Source organism: Streptomyces sp. H27-H5 (genome assembly GCF_026627505.1).
Classification (GTDB): Bacteria; Actinomycetota; Actinomycetes; order Streptomycetales; family Streptomycetaceae; genus Streptomyces.
Map to the genome: position 1 here is coordinate 24951 of NZ_JAPNLK010000007.1, position 19751 is coordinate 44701.

29 protein-coding genes and 1 other RNA gene are annotated in these 19751 nt (G+C 66.7%); 6 read left to right on the forward strand and 24 right to left on the reverse strand.

What is annotated here, in order from left to right:
* Window positions 1–2: 2 nt before the first annotated feature.
* The 24 genes from OTB19_RS04660 to OTB19_RS04775 all read right to left on the reverse strand — a co-directional run bounded on the left by OTB19_RS04660 (window position 3) and on the right by OTB19_RS04775 (window position 13813).
* Complete coding sequence (locus OTB19_RS04660; RefSeq protein ID WP_267796662.1) at window positions 3–158, reverse strand: helix-turn-helix domain-containing protein; 156 nt, start codon at window positions 156–158, stop codon at window positions 3–5.
* Window positions 159–178: 20 nt separating this feature from the next.
* Window positions 179–400 (reverse strand): hypothetical protein, encoded by a 222-nt coding sequence (locus OTB19_RS04665; RefSeq protein ID WP_267796663.1) that lies wholly within the window; start codon window positions 398–400, stop codon window positions 179–181.
* Complete coding sequence (locus tag OTB19_RS04670) at window positions 397–633, reverse strand: hypothetical protein (RefSeq protein WP_267796664.1); 237 nt, start codon at window positions 631–633, stop codon at window positions 397–399. The genes OTB19_RS04665 and OTB19_RS04670 overlap by 4 nt, the downstream gene beginning before the upstream one ends.
* A gap of 15 nt (window positions 634–648) precedes the next feature.
* Window positions 649–1074 (reverse strand): hypothetical protein, encoded by a 426-nt coding sequence (locus OTB19_RS04675; RefSeq protein WP_267796665.1) that lies wholly within the window; start codon window positions 1072–1074, stop codon window positions 649–651.
* Window positions 1071–1424, reverse strand: coding sequence for a hypothetical protein (locus tag OTB19_RS04680; RefSeq protein WP_267796666.1), 354 nt, complete (start codon window positions 1422–1424; stop codon window positions 1071–1073). The genes OTB19_RS04675 and OTB19_RS04680 overlap by 4 nt, the downstream gene beginning before the upstream one ends.
* A 55-nt stretch (window positions 1425–1479) precedes the next feature.
* Complete coding sequence (locus OTB19_RS04685) at window positions 1480–2286, reverse strand: hypothetical protein (RefSeq protein ID WP_267796667.1); 807 nt, start codon at window positions 2284–2286, stop codon at window positions 1480–1482.
* A 552-nt stretch (window positions 2287–2838) separates the two neighbouring features.
* Entirely contained in the window at window positions 2839–3411 is a 573-nt protein-coding gene (locus OTB19_RS04690; RefSeq protein WP_267796668.1) for a hypothetical protein, read from the reverse strand.
* 15 nt (window positions 3412–3426) lie between these two features.
* A complete protein-coding gene (locus OTB19_RS04695) occupies window positions 3427–3840 on the reverse strand; it encodes a hypothetical protein (protein ID WP_267796669.1) in 414 nt (137 codons plus the stop codon).
* A 15-nt stretch (window positions 3841–3855) separates the two neighbouring features.
* Window positions 3856–5148: a DNA cytosine methyltransferase gene (locus OTB19_RS04700; protein WP_267796670.1), complete on the reverse strand. Its 1293-nt coding sequence runs from the start codon at window positions 5146–5148 to the stop codon at window positions 3856–3858.
* Between the two features lie 40 nt (window positions 5149–5188).
* Window positions 5189–5725: a hypothetical protein gene (locus tag OTB19_RS04705; protein WP_267796671.1), complete on the reverse strand. Its 537-nt coding sequence runs from the start codon at window positions 5723–5725 to the stop codon at window positions 5189–5191.
* A gap of 15 nt (window positions 5726–5740) precedes the next feature.
* Entirely contained in the window at window positions 5741–6064 is a 324-nt protein-coding gene (locus tag OTB19_RS04710; RefSeq protein WP_267796672.1) for a hypothetical protein, read from the reverse strand.
* A gap of 68 nt (window positions 6065–6132) precedes the next feature.
* Complete coding sequence (locus OTB19_RS04715) at window positions 6133–6429, reverse strand: hypothetical protein (RefSeq protein ID WP_267796673.1); 297 nt, start codon at window positions 6427–6429, stop codon at window positions 6133–6135.
* Window positions 6419–6637 carry a hypothetical protein gene (locus tag OTB19_RS04720; protein WP_267796674.1) on the reverse strand — a complete coding sequence of 73 codons (219 nt, stop codon included), beginning with the start codon at window positions 6635–6637 and terminating at the stop codon, window positions 6419–6421. The genes OTB19_RS04715 and OTB19_RS04720 overlap by 11 nt, the downstream gene beginning before the upstream one ends.
* Window positions 6634–6870, reverse strand: a complete 237-nt coding sequence (locus OTB19_RS04725; protein WP_267796675.1) for a hypothetical protein — start codon at window positions 6868–6870, stop codon at window positions 6634–6636. Before OTB19_RS04725 ends, OTB19_RS04720 begins: the two co-directional genes overlap by 4 nt.
* Before the next feature lie 106 nt (window positions 6871–6976).
* Window positions 6977–7525: an antirestriction protein ArdA gene (locus tag OTB19_RS04730; protein WP_267796677.1), complete on the reverse strand. Its 549-nt coding sequence runs from the start codon at window positions 7523–7525 to the stop codon at window positions 6977–6979.
* 23 nt (window positions 7526–7548) lie between these two features.
* Window positions 7549–7614, reverse strand: an RNA gene (locus OTB19_RS04735) — hammerhead ribozyme type II.
* A gap of 9 nt (window positions 7615–7623) precedes the next feature.
* Window positions 7624–8031 carry a hypothetical protein gene (locus OTB19_RS04740; protein WP_267796679.1) on the reverse strand — a complete coding sequence of 136 codons (408 nt, stop codon included), beginning with the start codon at window positions 8029–8031 and terminating at the stop codon, window positions 7624–7626.
* Window positions 8028–8363, reverse strand: a complete 336-nt coding sequence (locus OTB19_RS04745; RefSeq protein ID WP_267796681.1) for a hypothetical protein — start codon at window positions 8361–8363, stop codon at window positions 8028–8030. The genes OTB19_RS04740 and OTB19_RS04745 overlap by 4 nt, the downstream gene beginning before the upstream one ends.
* A 10-nt stretch (window positions 8364–8373) precedes the next feature.
* Window positions 8374–8787 carry a hypothetical protein gene (locus OTB19_RS04750; protein ID WP_267796682.1) on the reverse strand — a complete coding sequence of 138 codons (414 nt, stop codon included), beginning with the start codon at window positions 8785–8787 and terminating at the stop codon, window positions 8374–8376.
* A 29-nt stretch (window positions 8788–8816) separates the two neighbouring features.
* Entirely contained in the window at window positions 8817–9134 is a 318-nt protein-coding gene (locus OTB19_RS04755; RefSeq protein ID WP_267796683.1) for a hypothetical protein, read from the reverse strand.
* 78 nt (window positions 9135–9212) lie between these two features.
* Complete coding sequence (locus tag OTB19_RS04760; protein WP_267796684.1) at window positions 9213–10019, reverse strand: hypothetical protein; 807 nt, start codon at window positions 10017–10019, stop codon at window positions 9213–9215.
* An 88-nt stretch (window positions 10020–10107) separates the two neighbouring features.
* Complete coding sequence (locus tag OTB19_RS04765; protein WP_267796685.1) at window positions 10108–10695, reverse strand: hypothetical protein; 588 nt, start codon at window positions 10693–10695, stop codon at window positions 10108–10110.
* A 1367-nt stretch (window positions 10696–12062) separates the two neighbouring features.
* Window positions 12063–12869: a hypothetical protein gene (locus tag OTB19_RS04770; RefSeq protein WP_267796687.1), complete on the reverse strand. Its 807-nt coding sequence runs from the start codon at window positions 12867–12869 to the stop codon at window positions 12063–12065.
* An 11-nt stretch (window positions 12870–12880) separates the two neighbouring features.
* Complete coding sequence (locus OTB19_RS04775) at window positions 12881–13813, reverse strand: helix-turn-helix domain-containing protein (RefSeq protein ID WP_267796689.1); 933 nt, start codon at window positions 13811–13813, stop codon at window positions 12881–12883.
* Window positions 13814–14015: 202 nt separating this feature from the next.
* On the opposite strand from OTB19_RS04775, the gene OTB19_RS04780 reads away from it, so the two are divergent.
* The 6 genes from OTB19_RS04780 to OTB19_RS04810 all read left to right on the forward strand — a co-directional run bounded on the left by OTB19_RS04780 (window position 14016) and on the right by OTB19_RS04810 (window position 19695).
* On the forward strand, window positions 14016–14183 hold the full coding sequence (locus OTB19_RS04780) for a hypothetical protein (RefSeq protein WP_267796691.1): 168 nt from the start codon (window positions 14016–14018) through the stop codon (window positions 14181–14183).
* A 376-nt stretch (window positions 14184–14559) separates the two neighbouring features.
* A complete protein-coding gene (locus OTB19_RS04790) occupies window positions 14560–14997 on the forward strand; it encodes a hypothetical protein (RefSeq protein ID WP_267796694.1) in 438 nt (145 codons plus the stop codon).
* 317 nt (window positions 14998–15314) lie between these two features.
* Window positions 15315–16685 carry a terminase gene (locus tag OTB19_RS04795; RefSeq protein ID WP_267796695.1) on the forward strand — a complete coding sequence of 457 codons (1371 nt, stop codon included), beginning with the start codon at window positions 15315–15317 and terminating at the stop codon, window positions 16683–16685.
* A 34-nt stretch (window positions 16686–16719) separates the two neighbouring features.
* Window positions 16720–18147, forward strand: coding sequence for a phage portal protein (locus tag OTB19_RS04800; RefSeq protein ID WP_267796696.1), 1428 nt, complete (start codon window positions 16720–16722; stop codon window positions 18145–18147).
* Window positions 18147–19262: a hypothetical protein gene (locus OTB19_RS04805; RefSeq protein WP_267796697.1), complete on the forward strand. Its 1116-nt coding sequence runs from the start codon at window positions 18147–18149 to the stop codon at window positions 19260–19262. Before OTB19_RS04800 ends, OTB19_RS04805 begins: the two co-directional genes overlap by 1 nt.
* Before the next feature lie 178 nt (window positions 19263–19440).
* Window positions 19441–19695 carry a hypothetical protein gene (locus tag OTB19_RS04810; protein ID WP_267796698.1) on the forward strand — a complete coding sequence of 85 codons (255 nt, stop codon included), beginning with the start codon at window positions 19441–19443 and terminating at the stop codon, window positions 19693–19695.
* The last annotated feature ends 56 nt before the right edge of the window (window positions 19696–19751 follow it).

Here is a 19751-nt window from a genome sequence, read left to right on the forward strand (position 1 = left end):
CCTTAGGGCGTTTGCCGGTCGAGCCATTCGTTGAGGTCTTCCAGCCGGCAGCGGAGAGCGGTGCCGACCTTTTTGAAGGGAATCTCTTGGCGGCGCCAGTTGCTATACAGCCAGCTCTTTGGCTTTGCCAAGTAGGTTGCGACCTCGTCGATAGACATAAGCGGTGTCGCGTTAGCATTCACGCGACCATCCGATCCCGGTTGCCCCGAAGCTTCTGGATGGCAGCCGGTATCTGTGCGGGATCCTCCACACCGAGCAGCTTCGCGACCCGTCCGAGCGCCTCCGCCGGGTCGACCGCCGGGGGCTGCTGGACGGGGCGCGAGTACACGCGGTACTCCTGTCCGCTGACGCCGAGGACCCAGCCCCAACCGTTCTTCAGCGCCTTCTCCGTAGGCTTCAAGCGGCGACCCCGAAGTAGTCCGCGCGGGAGAGGGATGTCAGGTGGTACATGCCGTGCTCGCATTCGTAGTAGCGATTCTCGAAGGTGACCCCGCGGCCTGTTCCTCGACGCTCTGCGATGCCGCGCCGCTTGGCCTGCGCCTTCCCGAGGGCCCGCTCGGCGGCTCGCGGATCGGGGTAGGCCCGCTTTGAACCGCAGGGGCAAGCCCTGAAGTCGATGGTTCGAATGGTCATCTCGTTCTCCCGTTTCTACTTACGGAACTCGTCACAGGGGCAGGTGGGTATCTGGCAGGCACCCCGGGCAGCGGAGGCGGCGGAGTGGGTGAAGGGGGCGTGGCCGCACTCGTCGTGCTGGCAGTAGCCCTTCCATTTCTTGCCGTCGTGGTTGGCGAGCATGGTTCCGGGACTGTGAAGCGGGACGAGGCGCCCAATGCCGCCGAAGGCCATCTTCGAGGCGAAGCTTTTGGCCTCGGCCTCGTTGCCGAAGGGCGCGAAGTTCAGGCCGCGGTGGCCGTCGCTCCACGTGTGGACGAGAGCCACCCAGTCGCGCATCTGGAGGATCTCGCCGACCTCCTTGATCACAGCCTTCGCCATGTGGGTGGCGCTCTCGAAGGTGTCGTTCTCCAAGAGCGCCACGACCGCCGCCACCTCTTCCTTGCGGGGGGTGATCCTCACGGGCGCCCTGCCGGTGCGAGCAGCCCCTCCAGGCGGCGAAGAACTTCCGGTAGGGCGCCCGCCCTCGCGCCGGATCGGATGTCGGCTACGATCCCGCGCACTTCCGCCTTGATGGCCGGCATGGTCACCGGCCCGGTGAGATCCGCGACGAGCTCAGCGGTGGCCGGGGTGGGGTCGACAACCTCAACGGGAAAGCTGAACCAGTCGGAATCCAGAGCCCAGGCGTAGCCGATGACTAGCCAGCCTCCGCACGGGTCTTTGAAGCCCGCGTCACCATCGGCGTCGCGGATCTCGGTGCCGACCGGCAGCTCGTCCAGGACGGCGGGGTTACTGATGGGGTTAATGGTCACTTCGTCCCCTCCTTCTGGAGAGAACACTATTACAATGACCATCACAGTTCAACTCTTACATTGTCTCGGCAAGGTGCTGGAGCTTGTGGCCGAGGGCGTAGGCCGAGCGGTCGTTGACGAGAACCTCGTCGAAGCGCCAGCCTGCAAGGGCGTTCTCGCTGGTGTGGTCCGAGGCCGTGATCAGCTTCTGGCCGGGCCGCACGATGTTGACCACCAGGCCGCCTCGCCGGACGATCTCTGCGGCCTCATTGGGGAATCGGACATCAGTGATGACCGTCGGGCCCCATCCCGCCGCGTCACGGAAGAGGGCATCGACCCAGACGTTCTCGCCGAGAACGGTCCTGCCGCCCTCGGTGCCGCACCGTTGGAGGTACGCCCGCACTTCAGGATGGGCCGACTTGGCGTAGCTCCAGCCGTATCGGTCCACCTCGTCGGCGAGCGGGAAGCTCCCGTTGATCTCGTCGTCCACGGTCCACGGGTTGACCGCGTACAGGAAGTCCTTGACCTTGTCGGCGAAGGCGCGGCGCTCCCAACCGATCGCTACGAGGGCCTTGGCTGCGGTGTCCTTGCCGGAACCGGCAGCACCGGCCAGCCCGATCAAGCTCACAGGACGCGGCGGTTCGTCGAGGAGGTGCACATCTGACTCTGCCAGAACGGAGACCCAGTTCTGTCGGCTGGGCTCGGCACCGGGATTCTCATCTACATGAAGCCGGAACACCTGACGTCGCGGACCGTCCCAGGCCGCAGTCTTCACCTGGGGGTCAGCGACGAGGTAGCCCTCACGGGTGACGGCGTGACCTCGGGTGTCGCGGCCAGTAGCGCGAACCCGCCGCCCAGCCTCCAGTTTGATCTTCATCTTCATTTTCAGACTTCCCTGCTGTCGATAAGGCGGTAGAGAGCCGGCGCGCGAACGTGGCCACAGCACACGTCGCAGTCACAGAGGTGGAGGCAGAGTGAGCAGCCGGGCTCGTCGCAGTACGGATCGGGTCCGTGCCACGTGTGGGAGGGGTCGGGCTCTGGGCATCCCCACCCGGAACAGGAGGAGTCCCGCGACCAGGTCGGGTACACGATGTGCTCGCGCCTGCCGAGGAGCCCATGGGCGACGTGCTCGCCGGGACAGTCGGCTCGGGAGCGGTCCATGCCAGCTTGGGTCAGGAAGGCCGCCCGGCATCGGGTGCATTGGAGACGGCCCTCGGGGCGAAGCCGTACGAGGTGCTTCACTGGGGTTCCTGCGCGACGCGACCGTATAGGCGGCCGGCCGAGTCGACGGCCCACACATGGCCAGGGTCCAGCCACAGGTCGAGGTCGGCGTCGATGTCTGATCCGCAGCGGGAGCAGGCGAACTCCCCGCTCGGGACGGCGCACAGGAGGCCGCGTCCGCAGGGTCCGCACCAGACGTAGTCCACTCCCGCCTTCACGCGGAGACCTGCTGCCGGCCGATGTGCAGGGCGAGGGCCTGCTTGGCCGCGGTGACGGCCCAGTCGAATCCGTAGTGGCCCCAGCAGGCGTCTATCTCTTCCCAGGTGGACATGGTCGTGCCCCGGTCGTCGGCGCGCAGCCAGTCGACCGCTTCTTCGACGATGTAGCCGTACACATCGCCCTCGGCCCACGCCTGGTACTCGGCGCGCTCGGCGTCGAGGTACGCCTCGGGCAGCATGCCGAGGTCTTCGGCGTCCTCGCGCATCAGGTACCAGAGGGACACGGGTCCTCGTGCCGGCCGGGACTCGATCACGATCGTGTTGTGGAAGATCCGGGCCCAGCGGGTGAAGGTCTCGATGCCCTTCCAGCGGTTCCAGCTCACGCGCTCCCACGCTTCGGCAAGAGGGCCGCCGTCCTTGTCGATGGGGGCGTACTGGCCGAGGTGGGTGTCGATGGTGATCACGTGGGCCAGGTGGTCGAAGTCCTCGCGCGGGTTTCGGGCGTCCTCGTCGGGGACCAGGCGAACGCGGAAGCGGCCGTCATCGGTGGTGGCGATGGTCTCGGTCATGGTTCTCCGTACGGGTCAGAGGGTCGGGGCGGGGAAGTGGATGTCGCAGGACGTACGGCGGCACGGACGGCCGAGGGCGGTGATGAACTGCCGGTGGGCCTCGAAGGCTTCGGTCAGCCAGTCGTCTCCGTCGAGGAACTCGGGGCGCTTCTCGGCCCACAGGGCGCGGACCTCGACGACGTCGCGTATCTCGTAGAACTCGCTGGCGCCGTGCTGGCGGATCAAGTCGATCCAGGAGGCCCGGACCCGGTCGTATCCGCGTCGGGAGTGGTCATATCCGGAAGCAGGGTCGATGTCCTCGATCGCGACGCCGGAGGCGACGCAGATGCCGGCGCGGGCGTCGGCCATGGAGGTGAGCCGGTCGGCCTCGCAGACGGGGCAGTCGAGGGGGCTGCGGGCGTAGTGCATGAGCAGGAGGTTTGCGCGCATGGTCTCTTCGTTCGGTCAGGCAGCGAGCACGTGGATGGGATCAGCCGAGGTTGGGGCGTAGATGTCGGCGAGGTACCGGCGAAGGTGGTCCTCCCAGTGCCGAGAGAGGAGGCTTCCGATAACGACGGCGCTCATTGGTGGGGCTACGACGTCGCCGATCTGCTGCGTACAGCTCGATCGGGAGCCGGTCCACGGGTAGCCGGGACGGAAGCCCACCAAGAGCGCGGCCTCGTCGAGGCTGAACGTCCTGTCCTTGTCGTGCTCCCAGTACCAGCCGCGGATTTTGCTGGTGATGCCGGTCGCGGGCTTGTTCGCGCTCCAGCAGTTCCCGCCCGCCGTCTTGCGGACACCCCGAGTGTTGACGCGGATGCCTTCGGGCCAGCCGAGGGCCTGGGCGGCGGTGGTGGCCGGCATGGGCGCCTTGGGTGTGAGGGCGTCCATGTCGACGTAGGAGTGGCGGGCCGCCATGAGGAAGACGCGCTTCCTGCGGGAGGCGAGGCCGTAGTCGACGGCGTCCAGGACGCGGTACTCCGCGCTGCACCAGTCCGCCGACCACAGTTCTTCGCGCAGTCCGTCGAGGATGAGCTCGGGTAGGGCCGAGCTCTGCTCCATGGCCAGCCAGCGGAGGTTGTCCCACTGGGAGGTGAGGGTCAGTGCCCAGATCAGCACCTCGGCGACGAGCCCGATTCGCTCGTCCGTCATGTCGGCGATCGGGGCCCGGACCTCGTCCAGGCTGAGCAAGGGCCCGGTGAACCCCGCGTAGCCGTCCCAGTCGGGGTCGTTACAGATGAGGCAGGTGTCCTCGACCTCGCAGGCCTCGCAGTCTGCGCTGTCGTGCCAGTGCCCGAAGGTGGCCTCGAACGCCATCGTGAAGACGTCGAGCAGCAGATCCTGATTGCGGGGGTCGAGTCCGGCGCGCTTGCCGGCCGGTGACCAGCACTGGCAGGGCGCGGAGACGATCAGCCCGCGTACCCAGCGGAGCGCCAAGTGCTTCGGGTCGAGGGAGCGGACGTCTGTGATGATCCGTCGGAACCCTGCTGCGCTGGCCGTTGCTGAAGCGCCCTTGTGCATCTCGACGCCCACGGTGTCGAGCTCGTGTCGCAGGACGTCTCGTGCGCCGACGTCCCAGCCTCCCGGTCCGGCGAAGAGATTGACGACTCGGTCGGGGTCCCCGGGCTTCGGGGGGAAGAGCCAGTGGACGGGCCAAGGCGCGGCGATCTCCGCGAGTTCTTCCGGCGTCTTGCCGGAAAAGTCCAGGTAATCGGGGACACCGAGCGCCCCGGCGGTGTCGAGGCGGGTCAAAGACATCAGTCCACGTCCACGACGATGACGGGCGAATCGAGGGTGATCACGACGCCACCTCGGCGTAGGCGGCTATCCGGGCCTGAAGGTCGATGATCTTCGCGTCGGTCTTGCGCAGCTCGTCGCAGACCTGTCCGCGGTGCGCCTCGGTGCTGCGGAGGTTGTCTTCGAGCTCCAGGCGCTCGCTGTTCCGGCGCCAGTACGGGTACTGCGCCTCGAATCGGTCAGCAGCCTCCTCGACCATCAGGTCAAGGCGCCGGTCTGCGGCCGTACCGCTGCCGAGCTCCTTGCCCTCGGCGTTGGTGTACTCCCAGCGGCGCAGCAGGGGAGAGTCCCAGCGCCAGCGGCCCAGCCTGCTGACCTGCTGGTCCAGGGATCGAATACGCCTGGACCCGACGCGGTAGTACCGGCCCCGGATCTTCAGGAAGCCGGGCTCGTCCTCGTCAGCCGAGGAGCTGACGGCCAGGCGGGAGTACACGGGGCGCACCCGCTCGCCTCCCCAGTTCTCCTCCCCCGTCTTGGCCGGGAGGACTGTGACGTGGAGATCCCCCTCGGGGAACGTGTACGTGGTGTGGTGGGTCATGGAGTCCTCCATCGGTCAGGCGGGAATGGAAAAGGGCAGGCCGGCGCGGAGGGCGGCTTCGAGTTCCTTCGCCGCGCGCTTGAACTGTCCGAGCGCCTCCATTGCGAGGGCCCAGTCGCCGGTGGGGAGGTCCGAGATGTCGTCCATCCACGTCAGGCAGGCGTGCGGGCTAAGGAAGTGGAGCAGGCTGCCGTCCGTGTCCACGGCGACCACTTCGGCGGGGTCGAAGTAGGCCGTGTCGAGGTCGAGGAGGTGACCGCAGTGGTCGCAGAGGAAGAGGCCGGAGGGCTGGGCCCCGTAGGGGCCGAAGTCGCACTCACGGCAGGACATGACGCTCATAGCTATCCGTTCGAAAGGCGCCCACCCCTCGTGATTCCAGCGGAGGGACGGGCGCCGTCTGTGATGGGTCAGCGGTCGAGGTAGTCGACGAGCTCGGAAACGAGCTGCTCCTCGTAGGCGCTCAGGGGTGGCCGTGCGGCCTTCGGGTCCTCCTTGAACCAGGAGGCTGGCCAGATGTCGGCGGGGAGCGCGAGGATCAGCGCTTCGGCGGCATCGGCAAGGTTCAGCCCGGCTACGTGCTCGTCCTCCCAGGACCAGGAGCGGCCCGGCTCGGGCCCTTGGCGCATCGTCTCGACGGCCTCGTTCAGCTCGCCGATCAGGTACTTGACTCGGTCGCTTCTGCTGATTGCGGTCTCAGCAGCCATTGACGAGCCTCAGGACCGCCGAGGTCTGGATCTCCTCATAGGTGGGGTCGAGTTCATCCACCGGTTCGTTGTCGTTGATCCAGTCGCACAGGCCGGCGTCGTCATAAATTTCGCCGTCGTCGTCGAGGAACTCGTCCGGGACATCTATCTCCAGCTCGACATCACCGTGGGTGGTGCGTGCCAGGGTGAACTTCACGAGCTTCTTCACAGGTCCGTGCCGTATACGTCGGTCACGTCGCGGGTGATGTCGTGGGCGTCGTCCGTATCGAGCTTCTCGATCCAGGCGCCCTCGTTCTGGTCAAGCCAGTCCTGGAGGGCCTCGTCGTCGTAGGCGATGTCGGCGGGCACCTCGACTTGGGCCTCCACGTCGGTGGTCGTGGTCTCGATGACCTCAAAGCGAATGGTCAGCTCGACCATCTCGGGCTCGGTTACGGTCGTCATTTCGTGATCTCCAGTCGGATTCGGATACGGATACGGCAAGGGGTGCAGGTGAGGTCTTCGTCGAGGAGCTCGGGCACAGCTCGGCACTCGACACAGGGTTCGGTGTTCATCGCGGGCTGAAGACGTAGACGCCGCCGTACACGGGCTCGGCGTGCAGGCCGCTGGAGAAGAGCTCTTCGGATGCGCGGTCCCAGTCGATCGAGTTCCAGGGCCAGCGAGTCATGCGCTCCTTGTCCTCGTCCTGAGAGGTGTCCTCGGCCCACTCCTGGGCGTAGTGCCCCTCGGACTTGTGGAAGCCGCGGTACTCGTCGCGGAAGCGGTCGACCCAGTGGGTGTTGTCAACGTCGTCGCCCCACTCGGCGACCCAGGCCGAGAACGGCCCGAGCTCGTCGTGGGTGAGGCCCTGGAGGGCCTCGGCGACCTCGGCTGCGTAGGCCGGGGAGCACTCCCCCTCAAGGGCACCGTGGAACTCGTCGTGATCCGTCACCCACAGCTCCTCGTGGTCGGTGGGACCGCCGTGAAGGTCTTCGGGGGTGACGAGGTCGCCTGTGTCGGCGTCGTACCAATCGCCGGTCAAATGGCCGGAGTTGTAGCAGGCTAGGCAGCAGATCCAGACGCGCGGCTGGACGGTCATGGACAGGGCTGGGGCAGTCATGTCGTCCTCGTCTATCGGTGCGATGCGAGCTGGCATCGTCAGGCGGGGCAAACCACTGCCCCGCGACCTCCCTTTCGGAGGTTTCGCCTGGTGATCGCTTAGCGGTAGGTGTCTTCGAGGACGGGCCACAGCTCCCGGGAGCGGTAGGCGCCGATGGACTTGTGCAGGTCGTCCAAGGCGCTCTGGAAGGATTGGACGCACGGGTCGCAGAGGTACTGCCGGTTACTCGGGGAGCGGGTGTACGGGCCTCTGCGGGTGGTGGCCGGGCCGCACACCTCGCAGAGTCCTCCGCCCTGGATGTGCTGGAAGACAACGGTCTTGCGGCCGTTGTGCGGGCTGGTGCTCTCGACGTAGGCGTGACCCTCACGGGCGGCGGCCTGGAACGCGTGGCGGTAGCCGTAGCCGTGCCAGGTGCCGCCGTGCCGCCAGGCCCCGCACGAGCCGTCATGGTCCTCGGGCTGTTCGTATCCGCAGTCGCAGATGTAGACGTCATACGCCCAGGTCATGTCGTGCTCCCGGGGATGGGTTCCTTGGTGGGTCTGCCGACCAGCACGGTCGCGAAGTTGGTCATGACGACCATGGCCAGGTGCTCCAGGTCCGGGCCGCCATCCGGTATCGGCATCCCGATGTCGCGAAAGGAGAACAGGCAGCGGGCCACGAGCCCGGCCATGTCATTGGTGTCGACGAGGTCGGCGCAGGTGTGGCAGGCCCGCCAACGCCCACCGTTCGAAAGCGGGGTCACCACTCCCTCGTCACTCATCAGTGCGACGAGGGCTCGCTCCTGGGGGACGTAGAGCCAGCAGGCGCCGGGCAGACAGCAGAAGTCACACTCGGACATCGCGCCGCCCTCAGGCCGTCAGGGCGAGCTGAGACTTCTCGCCCTTGTAGTGGAGGTCGTCTTCGTCGTCGTCGCCCTCGGCGTGGCACTCCAGCCACATTTCGGCGGCACTGGCCTGGTCGTGGGCCGTGAGGAAGTTCGCAAGGCGCTCGACCTCCCCGCAGTTCAGATGTTCGGCAATACCGGACGCCAGCATGCCGTCGTCAAGGAGGTCCACCAGGTCATCCGCTGCGGTCCGCAGCGCGTAGAGCTCGCCTTCCAGGGTGCCGACGATGTCGGCCGCGATGGTCAGCGCGACGACCGTGGTGTCACGGTGGGTACGCATGGCACCCCAGGGATTCAAGAGGCGACGGAGCCGGGAGGGCTCGGCCAGCATGACCGTGCGGTTCGTGAAGATCGAGGTCAGTCGCTTGAAGGCACGCATGTGTGTCACTCCGGTGGTGGTGGGGTCGTCTACAGGCAGAGCAGGGGCGGGGTGATGAGGGAGAGCTCGGGCTTGACCTCCTGGACGGAGATGCCATGGGGCTCCCAGAACCCGCAGTCGGGATCGTCTTCGCACGGGCAGTCGCGGCGGGAGGTCTCGACGAGAGCCTCGGCGCCGAAGCGGGCAAACCTCAGGGCGGCGTCTCGGTCGTCGAAGGAGGTCTCCTCGCGGTGGTCGTGGGTAACGACGTACCGGTCCTTGCCAGTTCGCTGGATCTCCCAGAGTCCGAGGAGGTCGGCGACCTCGTTCCAGACACGGACCTCGTATGGGCGGGTGGTGGTGCGCATGTGTCCTCGTATTCGGGTGGAGAGCCACCCCTCCCCGGGGGGGGGAGGCACGGGGAGGGGTGGCGGTTCAGGGGAGGGTCAGGCCGGCATGAGGGCGAGCTGACCGGTGATCTCGTTGCGCATGAAGTCGCGACCCAGCGCGAGGAAGTGCTCACCGCGGCCGTAGTCGTAGGCGTCTCGCACGCCGTCCCAGTCGGCCCAGCCGTCCGAGTCCTGGTACTCCAGGTCCCACAGGGGGTCGGAGGCGTGCTCGACGATGCTCTGGTGGTCGGCTTCGGTGTCGTACGGGTAGTGCATCTTCACGTCGTCCAAGGCCTCGTTGAGGTTGCCCTCGAAAACCTGGCGGCGCTGGTCGTAGTAGTCGTCCTCGTCGAGGAACGGGTGATCGTTCTTGACGAACTCCGCCAAGGCGACGGCCGCCCGGAAGGCAGGGGTGTACGCACGGGTGCTGCGGCAGTCGCCCTCGCACGCATCTCCGTGGCAGAAGTCCACGTCGGGTTCACACCGCGGCCGGCATTCTTCGGTGTGGGTGCCAGGGCAGTCCTCGGGGCAGCCACCCTCGTAGACCTGGACGAAGAGCTGGGCATAGTCCCAGGCGCTCGTACCGCGCCCGCAGTCGTACACCTGGTCGTCGGAGACCACGGTGTCCGCGCGTCCCTCGTCAGCAGCGCTGCGGATGGCATCGCGGGCCACCTCGAAGTTGCTCTTGTCGCCGATCCACCCGAATCGGTCGTCGTGCCAGGTGAACATCTCCACGTGGGTTGGAGTGTCCTCATCGGAGTACGTCCCCGTACGCCAGGAAGGCCAGGAGCTGTGCGCGTCATCGAGCCGGGCCGCGTACTCGGCCAGCGCGTCATCGGTCGGGGTATCGAGACTGCGGTACATGGTCCTCGTGATCCGGTCAGGACGGGCGCTCCTCCCTTTCTCAAGCGCGGGAGGAGCAGCCGTCTAGTTACACTCTTACATTGAGACCTCAGACCACGTCGGACTCTTCGAGCTCCACATCCTCGACCCGAATGTCGGAGTAGGCCCAGACGAACCCGGGCAGGTTCGGCGCATCCGCGTCCACCGCAGCGCGAACGGCGGCCTCGATCACGTCGTGGCCATCCCGACTCCGGAGCCCTTCGTACGTGATGGTGATGGTGACTTCAGCGCGGTACTCATCGACGATCGGCGCAAGCTTCAGCGCTTCGAGGATCTCATTGGCTGCTTCCCTGGAGATCTCGTCAGCCTGATACGAGGCAAGAAGCTGATCACGCACGCTCCCGCGGAACTGGCCAGCCTCGCGGTCCGCCTCCTGGTAGAGGCCCTCCCACCGCCCAGCCTCGGCCTTGTAGTGGTCTCGCAATCCGGCGAGTTCCGCAACCTCCAGGCCGTGATCCGTGGTCAGGTCGTTGATCACCTCGCGAAGGAGCTCGAACGCGTCCGACGCTTCGCGCAGCTTGCGACGGGTGCCGTCCAGCTCGTAGGCGATGGTGAAATTGCGCTCGCTCAGGTTGCAGGCGATCTCGAAGAAGGAGAGGTCGCCGAACGGGTAGTCCTTGAGAAGGTTCACAGCCACGTTGTCTCCCGACGTCGGCCGGGCAAGTGCCCGGCTCCGTACCGCAGTGCGGATTGCGCTGCGATCTCAGCCACCCCAAGTTAGTTACACTCTTACAATCAGGGCGGCGTCAGCGCCCCCCGGTGGCTTCGCACCTACGCCCAAGGCGACCGGGAGGCTCGGCCTTGCAGGCCGGATGTTCATTTCGAGTGATTTGGGTGAGGCTCACTCGCACCTCGTTCACCGTCCACCGTTCTGCCATCCACGTTCCGCGCGCTTCACTTTCGAAGCACGCAGTCCGCTTGCCTCACTTTCGAGGTTCGCGGTCCGTTTCCGGCCGTCCGATGGACGGTGAGCCCTAGCGCCCCAACTACATTCCTGCCGACCGATCATTCGACCTCCTGAACACCGCACCGCAGGGCATCCCACGGGGCAGCACAGCGAGTTGAGCCGAGAAGACCGGCGCCCAACCGACCTGAGAGGTCGATACGGGCAGCGTTCCTTTCACCTGGGGTGGCTGTACCCGAAGGGGTTCTCGATGCCGTCCGATCACGCTTCCATCAAGCGGCAGGATGCCCTACCTACGGTCACGCTTTCATCCGGGCCGGGGTCGCCCTTCCTTCACCCCCGACGCCTGCCTCTCGGCGATGTCGGGACGGTGGTCCTGCTGTCCGCACAGCGGCATGTAAGCCAGCAGGCGGGGAGTGTGTGAGCCGTTCCGGCGAGCCGGTCTGGCGTTGGCTCCAACCCTAGCGGGCCTCGGCCTAGTTTCGCAACTCTTACATTCGCTCGGTTGCGATCCACCATTCCGTTCTCTCGGCGGCGCCGCTCATGCGGCCCGTTCTCGACTTCCCGGTCTGGCGTTGGGTCCCAACCTAGTGGATCGGGGCCCTGATTCGCAACTCTTGCATTCGCTCCGAGTGCTTGCCCCCACCTCGTTGGCCTGCCTTGCGACTGGCGTTCCTTGGTGGCGACATGGAGAACATTACGGCCCTGGCGACACTCTTGCAAATCCAGGCTTAAAGCCCCAGGTCAGAGCTTGTTCCCGCACCGCATCGGCAGTCCCTGAGTGGCCCTGTGAGGCCCAATCAGGGCCCGTTCCTGCACTCCCCCGGGCCCTGCCTGCCGTGCCCTTAAGCCGGGCGCCTGTCTGCCTTGGGGGGTGCGGGGGGTGAGTGCGTACGCGACGCGCGGAGGGTAGCGCACGGCGTGCGTCGCCAAATGACCGGGTCCGGGCGGGGGGTGGGGGGTGACCCCCGGTGTACGCGCACGCGGACCGCCATGTCTTAGCAGCTCGAATTCCGCCACGGTTCCAAGGTCGCCCAGAGGCAAAGGGCCCGCCTGCCACATGGGCAGACGGGCCACGAACCGTGCGGAAGAATGCCGCTTTACGCGGCCTGAGCCTCGCCGAGATACCGGTATCCCGAGCGTTCGGAGCAGCCGAGTCTCTCGGCCAATGTGGGCCCGGTGACCTTCTCGCCGCTGGCTTTCATCGCAGCGATCGTGTTCTTCACGACGGCGAGCGGAACTGCCTTCCTCGGGCTCCGCTGCCGCTCGGACTTCGGCTCCGCGGCTGCCTCTGCCAACTCCTCTGCAATCTCGTCGACCATCTCGGCGGCCTCGGCAGCCAACTCGCCAACGACTTCGGCCAGCTCCTCGTACTCATTGGCAATGCCGTGGCCCTTCGACACGAGCTGGCGGCCTGCCAGGTCGAGGGCCTCTGCCAATTCGGCCGCCAGGTAGGCAGCGGTCTGTTCGGCCTCTCGCGCACGGTCACGTGCTGACAGCTCCTCGGCCGGCATCGCCGCCATGTGGAGCATGTGTGCCACGACCAGTGGCGGCACCGAGGAGACGACTGCCACCAGCAGGGCGGAGGTCGTCATGTACTCGCAGTCGATCAGGTGGGCCACCACCTGAGCTGCCAGTGCCAACGCCAGCGCAACCCCGGCGCCGATGGTGGCAGTGACCCGACCGGGCGCCTTGGCAAGGTGGCGCTGGGTGGCGATGACGGCCGCGCAAGCGGCGTACGCGGAGACGCACACCGGCATGAGCCAGGTGACCCAGCCGTGCCAACCCGCGATCTCCGCCATGCGGATTTCGCCAGGTACGGACATGACGAGAGCTGCCACCAGGACGAGCGGCCTGCCAGCGACGAAGACCGCCTTGGCGTACCAGGGCATCTGCATGCTGGCCATCGATTCGCTCCTCACGCGGCCACGGCGGCGCGGCAGCGCTCGCGGCCCTGTCGGGCGGTGGTCAGGTCGTCGAGGGTCGGCTCGGGCTTGGCAGGAACGGTTCCTGCCAGGAGCGCGGCGGCCCGTTCGAGCTCTGCCTTGCAGGTGGCGCATACGTCGCCGTGGCGGCCGATCGGGAAGGGCGCCCGGCAGACCTCGCAGCGGTCGCGGTTATCCGGAACGGGCTTGGGCTTCGGTGCCGGCCGCTCGGGCATCTGGTTCTTAAGGCGGTAGGAGATCAGCGCGGCGGCGGAGTCGACGTGCTCAGGAAGGCGGGCCATCAGCGCGGCGGTGATCTTCGCGGCGTTGTGGCCCTCGGTGAGCCAGGCGGCGGCAAGCGGGGCCAGGCGGAGAACTTCCGTGGTGCTCAGCTTGAGCCGGGGTTCGATCCTGCCGAGGTGGGCGAGCGCAGCGGCGGCCTGGCCAGCCTCGGCGTCAGCCGGGGTGGGGTTGTTGGTCGTGTCGGAGACTTCTTCCTCCTCCTCGGCCTGCTGCTCGTCGGTCTGCTGCGGCGCCGAGTCGGGGAGGAGGTTCTTTCCCCGGTTCTTTATCCCCTTGGGGGAGTCACCGGCGATCCGAGTGACCGGTTCACCGGCCGTCGGGATGCGGTCGATCGGAAGATCGGAGACATGAGACTGGGTGCCCCAGAGTCCCGTCTCGGGGTCTTGGCCGCGCTCGCGCCGCAGGTATCCGGCGGTTTCCAGGGCGGTGAACGCCTTCGCGACAGCCCGCCGGCCTTCCTCTACCTGATTGGTGATGGTGTCGATGGTGGCCCGTGTTCCGTCCGGCAGGGACAGGAGCGTGACGAGCAGGCCCCGAGCGGTGAGGGACAAGCCGCGGTGGCGTGCGGCGGCGTTCGGTACAACCACGAAGGCGCTGACGTGCCGGTTACGATGCACTCGCATCTAGAGGTCTCTTCTCTAGGTGAAGACCCCGGCCGGTGTTACAGCACTGACCGGGGTCGTTTGCGTTCTGTGCTCCGCACCGTATGACAGAGTGTGACTCCAATGCAAGACTTGATCCATCGACGGACGCCGTTCGCAGTGCAAGAGTGTGTCGGCAGTCACGTCCTGGTCGGTTCCAGAACAGGCGGCTGCCTCCGTATATATGAGTAGAGGGGCAAGCCTCCTGGGGCTTCCCTCCGAGGGCGCCTCCGGCGCCCACCCCTCGAAGTCTCCTTCGCCGCTGCCCGCTGCCGGGGGCTACCTGCGGCAGCTCCTGTTCGCCGCTGCTTCAGACCTGACGCAGGAGGCTCATGTCCTGGACTACGTCTGATCGAAGACTTCGCCTGCCGCCGAACTGGCCGCAGATCCGGAGCCGCATCCTGGCCAGGGACGGTCATCGCTGCACAGCCAGAGATCACTACGGCGTGCGCTGCGCCGAACCGGCCACCGACGTAGACCACCTTCGGCCCGGTGATGACCATCGCGAGACCAACCTCAGATCACTCTGCGGGTGGCATCACCGGGTCAAGTCCTCTCGCGAAGGAGCCGTCGCCAAGGCGGCCAACCGCAGGCGCCATGACGGCAAATTCCGCAGGACCGAGAGCCATCCCGGCCTGCTGTGACCGCGCAGAGCTCCAGGCCATGAACCTGTCGAGCCGCGCCGGCCCCTGAGGACCCTCCCCTCAGGGGCCCACGACTTTCCGGAGGTGAGCAAGATCCCTGGTCCCGTACCCAACCGCGAGGCAGACCTTGCTCGCCCCCGCGAGCGCAAGGGCAGTGAGGCACAGCCCGTTACACGCGGACTGGCCCGACCGACCAAGATCCCGAACGGTGACCGCACCTGGCACCCGATCGCCAAGCGACTCTGGGACTCCCTGAAGGAGTCTGGGCAGGCCGACTTCTACCAAGCGAGCGACTGGGCGTTGGCCTACTCCCTCTGCGAAGACCTCTCGTACTACAAGCACGCCGGCAAGCGCAGCGGCCAGATGCTCCAGACCATCTACTCGGCCTTCGAGCGCCTGCTCGTCGCCGAGGGAGACCGGCGCCGAGTACGCATCGAACTGCACGAACCGGAACCCGTGGTGCAATCCGCGGCCGTCCTCGCCATCGCCGACTACAGGCAGGATCTCGGACTCGCCGAGTGAGGTCTGCCCCACGCCGGGCAAACCGAACACCGAGGGGAGGTGAGACCAATCCCAACCCTCACAGCAGAAGAGATCGACGCTCTCGAACCGAGCTTCCTCGGCCCCACCTGGCAGAGGGAACCTGACGGCGCCTGGAAGCTGCCCGAGCACACGCTCGGATGGCAAATCTCGGGCTGGTGCGCAGAGTTCCTCAACGCCGAGAACGGCGGCCCCTGGCGCTTCACGCGCGAGCAGCTTCGCTTCATCTTGTGGTGGTACGCGGTCGACGAGAACGGCCGCTTCACCTACCGCAAGGGAGTCCTCCAGCGCCTCAAGGGTTGGGGCTTACCGACAAGGACCCGCTGCTCGCGGTGGTCTCCCTCGTTGAGTTCGTCGGCCCCTCGCGCTTCTCGCACTGGGACAACGGCCAGCCGGTCGGCATTCCGCACCCCCAAGCCTGGGTCCAGATTGCGGCCGTCAGCCGCGACCAGACGCGCAACACCATGACCCTGATGCCGTCGTTGATCTCGAACAAGCTGATCTCGACGTACGGCATCAAAGCTGGCGCGGAACTGATCCGCGCCAACGGCGGCCGGCAACGCCTCGAAGCCGTGACCAGCAGCTTTCGCGCCCTCGAAGGCGGCCGGGTCACCTTCACCGTCCTGAACGAAACCCACCACTGGGTGCAGGGCAACTCGGGCGACCGAATGTACGAAACGATCGACGGCAACGCCACCAAAAAGGACAGCCGATACCTCGCGATCACCAACGCCTTCATGCCGGGCGAAGACTCCGTGGCCGAGAAGATGCGCGAAGCATTCGAGAAAATCCTTGAGGGCAGAGCCGCCGACATCGGCGTCATGTACGACTCGGTCGAGGCGCACCCGGCGACACCGCTGACGCCCGAGGCGATCCGTATCGTCCTTCCGAAGATCCGCGGTGACGCCACCTGGCTGCGGGTCGAGACCATTCTCCAGTCGATCCTCGACACGACGATCGCGCCCAGCCGCTCGCGGCGGATGTGGCTCAACCAGATCGTCGCCAGCGAGGACGCGCTGTTCGGCCCGGCCGAGTGGGACGTCCTACGCGACGACTCGAAGGTGCTTCAGCCTGGCGACGAGATAGTGATCGGGTTCGATGGAGGTCTCCGCGACGACTCAACTTGCCTCGTGGCACTGCGCGTCAGCGACATGTACGCCTGTGTTCTCGGCCTCTGGGAGAAGCCCGACGGGCCTCGCGGCGACGACTGGACCGTCCCGCGCGCCCAGGTGGACAGCGCCGTTCACGACGCCTTCCGCGCCTTCGACGTGAAGGGCTTCTACGCCGACGTAGCGCTCTGGGAGAGCTACATCAGCGAGTGGTCCGACGCCTATGGCGAGGGACTGGCCGTCAAGGCCCCCGGCAAGGACGCGATCGGCTGGGACATGCGAGCATCCCTCAAATCGTCGACCATGGCGCACGAACGCCTCATGCGCTCTATCTTCGACCGCAAGCTCGTCCACGACGGCGACCGCAAACTCCGCCGTCACGCACTTAACGCGCGGCGCCGAACGAACAACTACGGCATCAGCTTCGGTAAGGAGGGACGCGAGTCCCCGAAGAAGGTCGACGCCTACGCCGCCCTCATGCTCGCGCACGAGGCCCTGGTCGACCTGCGCGCCCGAGGCAAGAAGATCCGCAAGAGGACCGGCCGAGGCTTCTTCCTTTAACCAATTCGCAAGAGTGTAACTAGGTGGTGATCGCGTGGCCGTCCCGGCTTCCTCCGTTGCGCTCGCGCGCCAGCTCCTCGCCATCCTCAACCGCGACGGCGACCGCCTGCGGCGGATCGACGACTACCTCCACGGCCGCCACGCCGACCCCTACATGCCGGCCATGGCGGATGACGAGTACCGGCTGCTCGCGAAGCGGTCCATCTCCAACTGGCTGCCCCTGCTGGTCGGAACTCCCGCTCAGGCTTTGTATGTCGATGGCTTTCGGCCCGGGATGGTCGCAGGCGGCCTCCCCGCCCAGGCCGAGACCACTTCGGACGAGTGGGCACACTGGCAGCGGTCCCGGCTCGACGCCCGGCAGGCAGCCGTCTACCGGGGCGCGTTGACGTACGGGCACAGCTTCACAGTGACGGAGAGGGATTCCGCGGGCCGGGTCCGGACGAAGGGGCTCTCCGCCCTGAAGACGGCCGCCCTGTTCGAGGACCCGGCGAACGACGACACTCCGCACGCGGCCCTGACGGTCACCTCCTGGCCGTCCCCCGAGGCTCCCGGCCGGGCTCGGATGTGGGATGCGCGCGAAGAGTTCGCGGTCAGCTTCAAGAGCCTGGAGGACGCCAAGGGCATCACCATGTCACGCGTCCGCCGGCACGGTGCTGGCGAGTGCCCCGTCACCCGCTTCGCAGCCCTCGTCGACCTTGAGGGCCGGACGCTCGGCGTCATCGAGCCGATGATTTGCCTCCAGGATCGAATCAATCAAACGATCTTCGATCTTCTCGTCGCTCAGACGTATGCCAGCGTTAAGGTCCGCACGGCCACGGGGATGGCGCCTCCCATTCAGCGTGATCCGGAGACTGGAGATCCCGTCCTCGACGGACAGGGAAACCCGATCCCGCTTCCGATCAATCACAATGCGAGGCGCTTCCTCTTTGCCGAGGACCCTGACGTCAGATTTGGCAGCCTAGACGAAACCCCACTCGGGGGATTCATCGACAGCGTGGATATGTCCATAAGGCACCTCGCCGCCGTCAGCCAGACACCACCTCATCATCTGCTGGGCCAGATAGCCAACTTGAGCGCCGAAGCGCTCCTGGCAGCAGAAACTTCCCTGAGTAGGAAGATCGCCGAATTCCGAACCGCATTCGGAGAAAGCTGGGAGCGCGTCTTTCGGCTCGCAGCCGAACTCGCAGGTCACGGCGGTGCCGATGATTATCAGGGCGAGGTCATCTGGCGCGACATGGAATCACGCTCCCTGGCACAAGCGGCGGACGCCCTCGGCAAACTGCGCGAGCAGCTCGGCATCCCCGCAAAGGGACTCTGGCGGCGTGTGCCTGGTGTCACGCAGACAGAGTTCGAAGACTGGGAGGAGCTGGCCGAAGACGAGGATTCGGTCGGCCAGCTCGCGTCGGCCCTGACCCGGGCCACTTCGGATTCGCGGAGCGAAACCTACGCGGAAGCCGCCTGATGCCGCGATCGAAGCAGGCGGAGGCCGAAGAGGTTTCCCTCGCCTACAGTGTGGCCTTGTCTCAGATCGGCGCCGCCACCACGGCCGACGCCCTGGCTCTGTGGGCCGAGGTGCCGGCCGCGCAGCGGGCCGCGACTGTTGGCGGCTGGCTACGTCGGGCGATCACGCTCGTGATGGGTCGCAGGCGTCAGGCCCGCGATCTGGCCCGCGCGTACTACCGTCTGGCCCGCGCTCTTCAGACGGGCACGACCGTGGCTGACCCCTACCACCCCGAGCCGGCACACGTCACGCTTGGCGATCTCCGCCGTGAGTTCGCGGGCCTGGCCGACACCTACGAGCCCCCCAACGCAGGGGCGGACGAGACCGCGACCGGCGAGCCCGGGGAAGTCACGTCTGCCCCTGACGCGGGCGAGCCGCCTGCCGAGGAAGACGACGAGTGGGAGCGGGTCCTCGTGGAGGAGCTCGACCGGCTACGTGAAGACGAGGAACAGGTCGAGAGGGAAGCGGAGAAGGAACTTCAGACCGTCTTGGAGGCCCTGGGCACGGAGAACCTCCGGCGCCGCACTTCCGCCGTCGATGACCAGCAGCCAGCACGGGTCGCAGACCGGCAGCGGGCAGAGGCCCATCGTCAGGCCGGTGCCCAGCAGGCTGCCGCGGCTTCTCGGATCGCAATGAACGGTGGCCGCTCGACGACCTGGAATCACATGCGCCGTGATGGCCGCGCACTCGGCTACGTCCGGCTCTCCCGCACGGGCACACCCTGCGGCTGGTGCGCGATGCTCATCAGCCGGGGCGTGGCGTACAAGAACGCGCTGACGGCCCAGTTCAAGGACGGCGATCTCTTTCATGATCACTGCCACTGCTACGCGGAACCGATTTTCAGCCGCCAGCAGTACGGCTCTGCCGCCCTCTTCGCCCTGAATCGCCAGTACGAGGCCCTGTGGCCCAAGGTCACCAAGGGCTTGACTGGCAAATCCGCAGTGAGCGCCTGGCGGCGCTTTATCCGCCAGAAGCAGCGAGCCGCAGCCCAGGAGGCTCGGCGAACACCCAAGGCAGCCCAGGAGGCACCCCCTGTCCGAGCAGACCCCAGACCCTACAGACGAACAGTCGGCTGAGGGCGCACCGCCCGAAGGCGCAGCCGGCGTCCCAGAGGACGACCTTCCCGACTGGGCCCGTCGGGAGCTCACCAAGGTCCGGGGCGAGGCCGCGTCCTACCGCACCCGGCTCAGGGACGCCGAGACCAAGCTCGGCAACGCCAAGACCGCCGAGGAGTTCGAGGCGGCCCTTGCCGAGGTGACGGCGAAGAACTCCGAGCTGGAGCACTCGCTCACCGTGGGACAGGTCGCCCGCAAGTACGACCTGCCCGAGGAGCTGACCAGCCGCCTGCGGGGTACCACCGTGGAAGAGCTGGAGGCGGACGCCAAAACCCTTCAGGTCCTCCTCGCCCCCAAGCAGCCCGAGCAGCTCGGCGGCGGCCTGACGCCGTCCGACGAAGACGACGGAGAGATGGACCCCCGCGCTCTCGCGCGACGCTCCCGCCGCATCTGACGCATTGCTGAAACGATTCCCCTAACCCCCGATGCCGTCTGGCCGGGGGTTTCCTT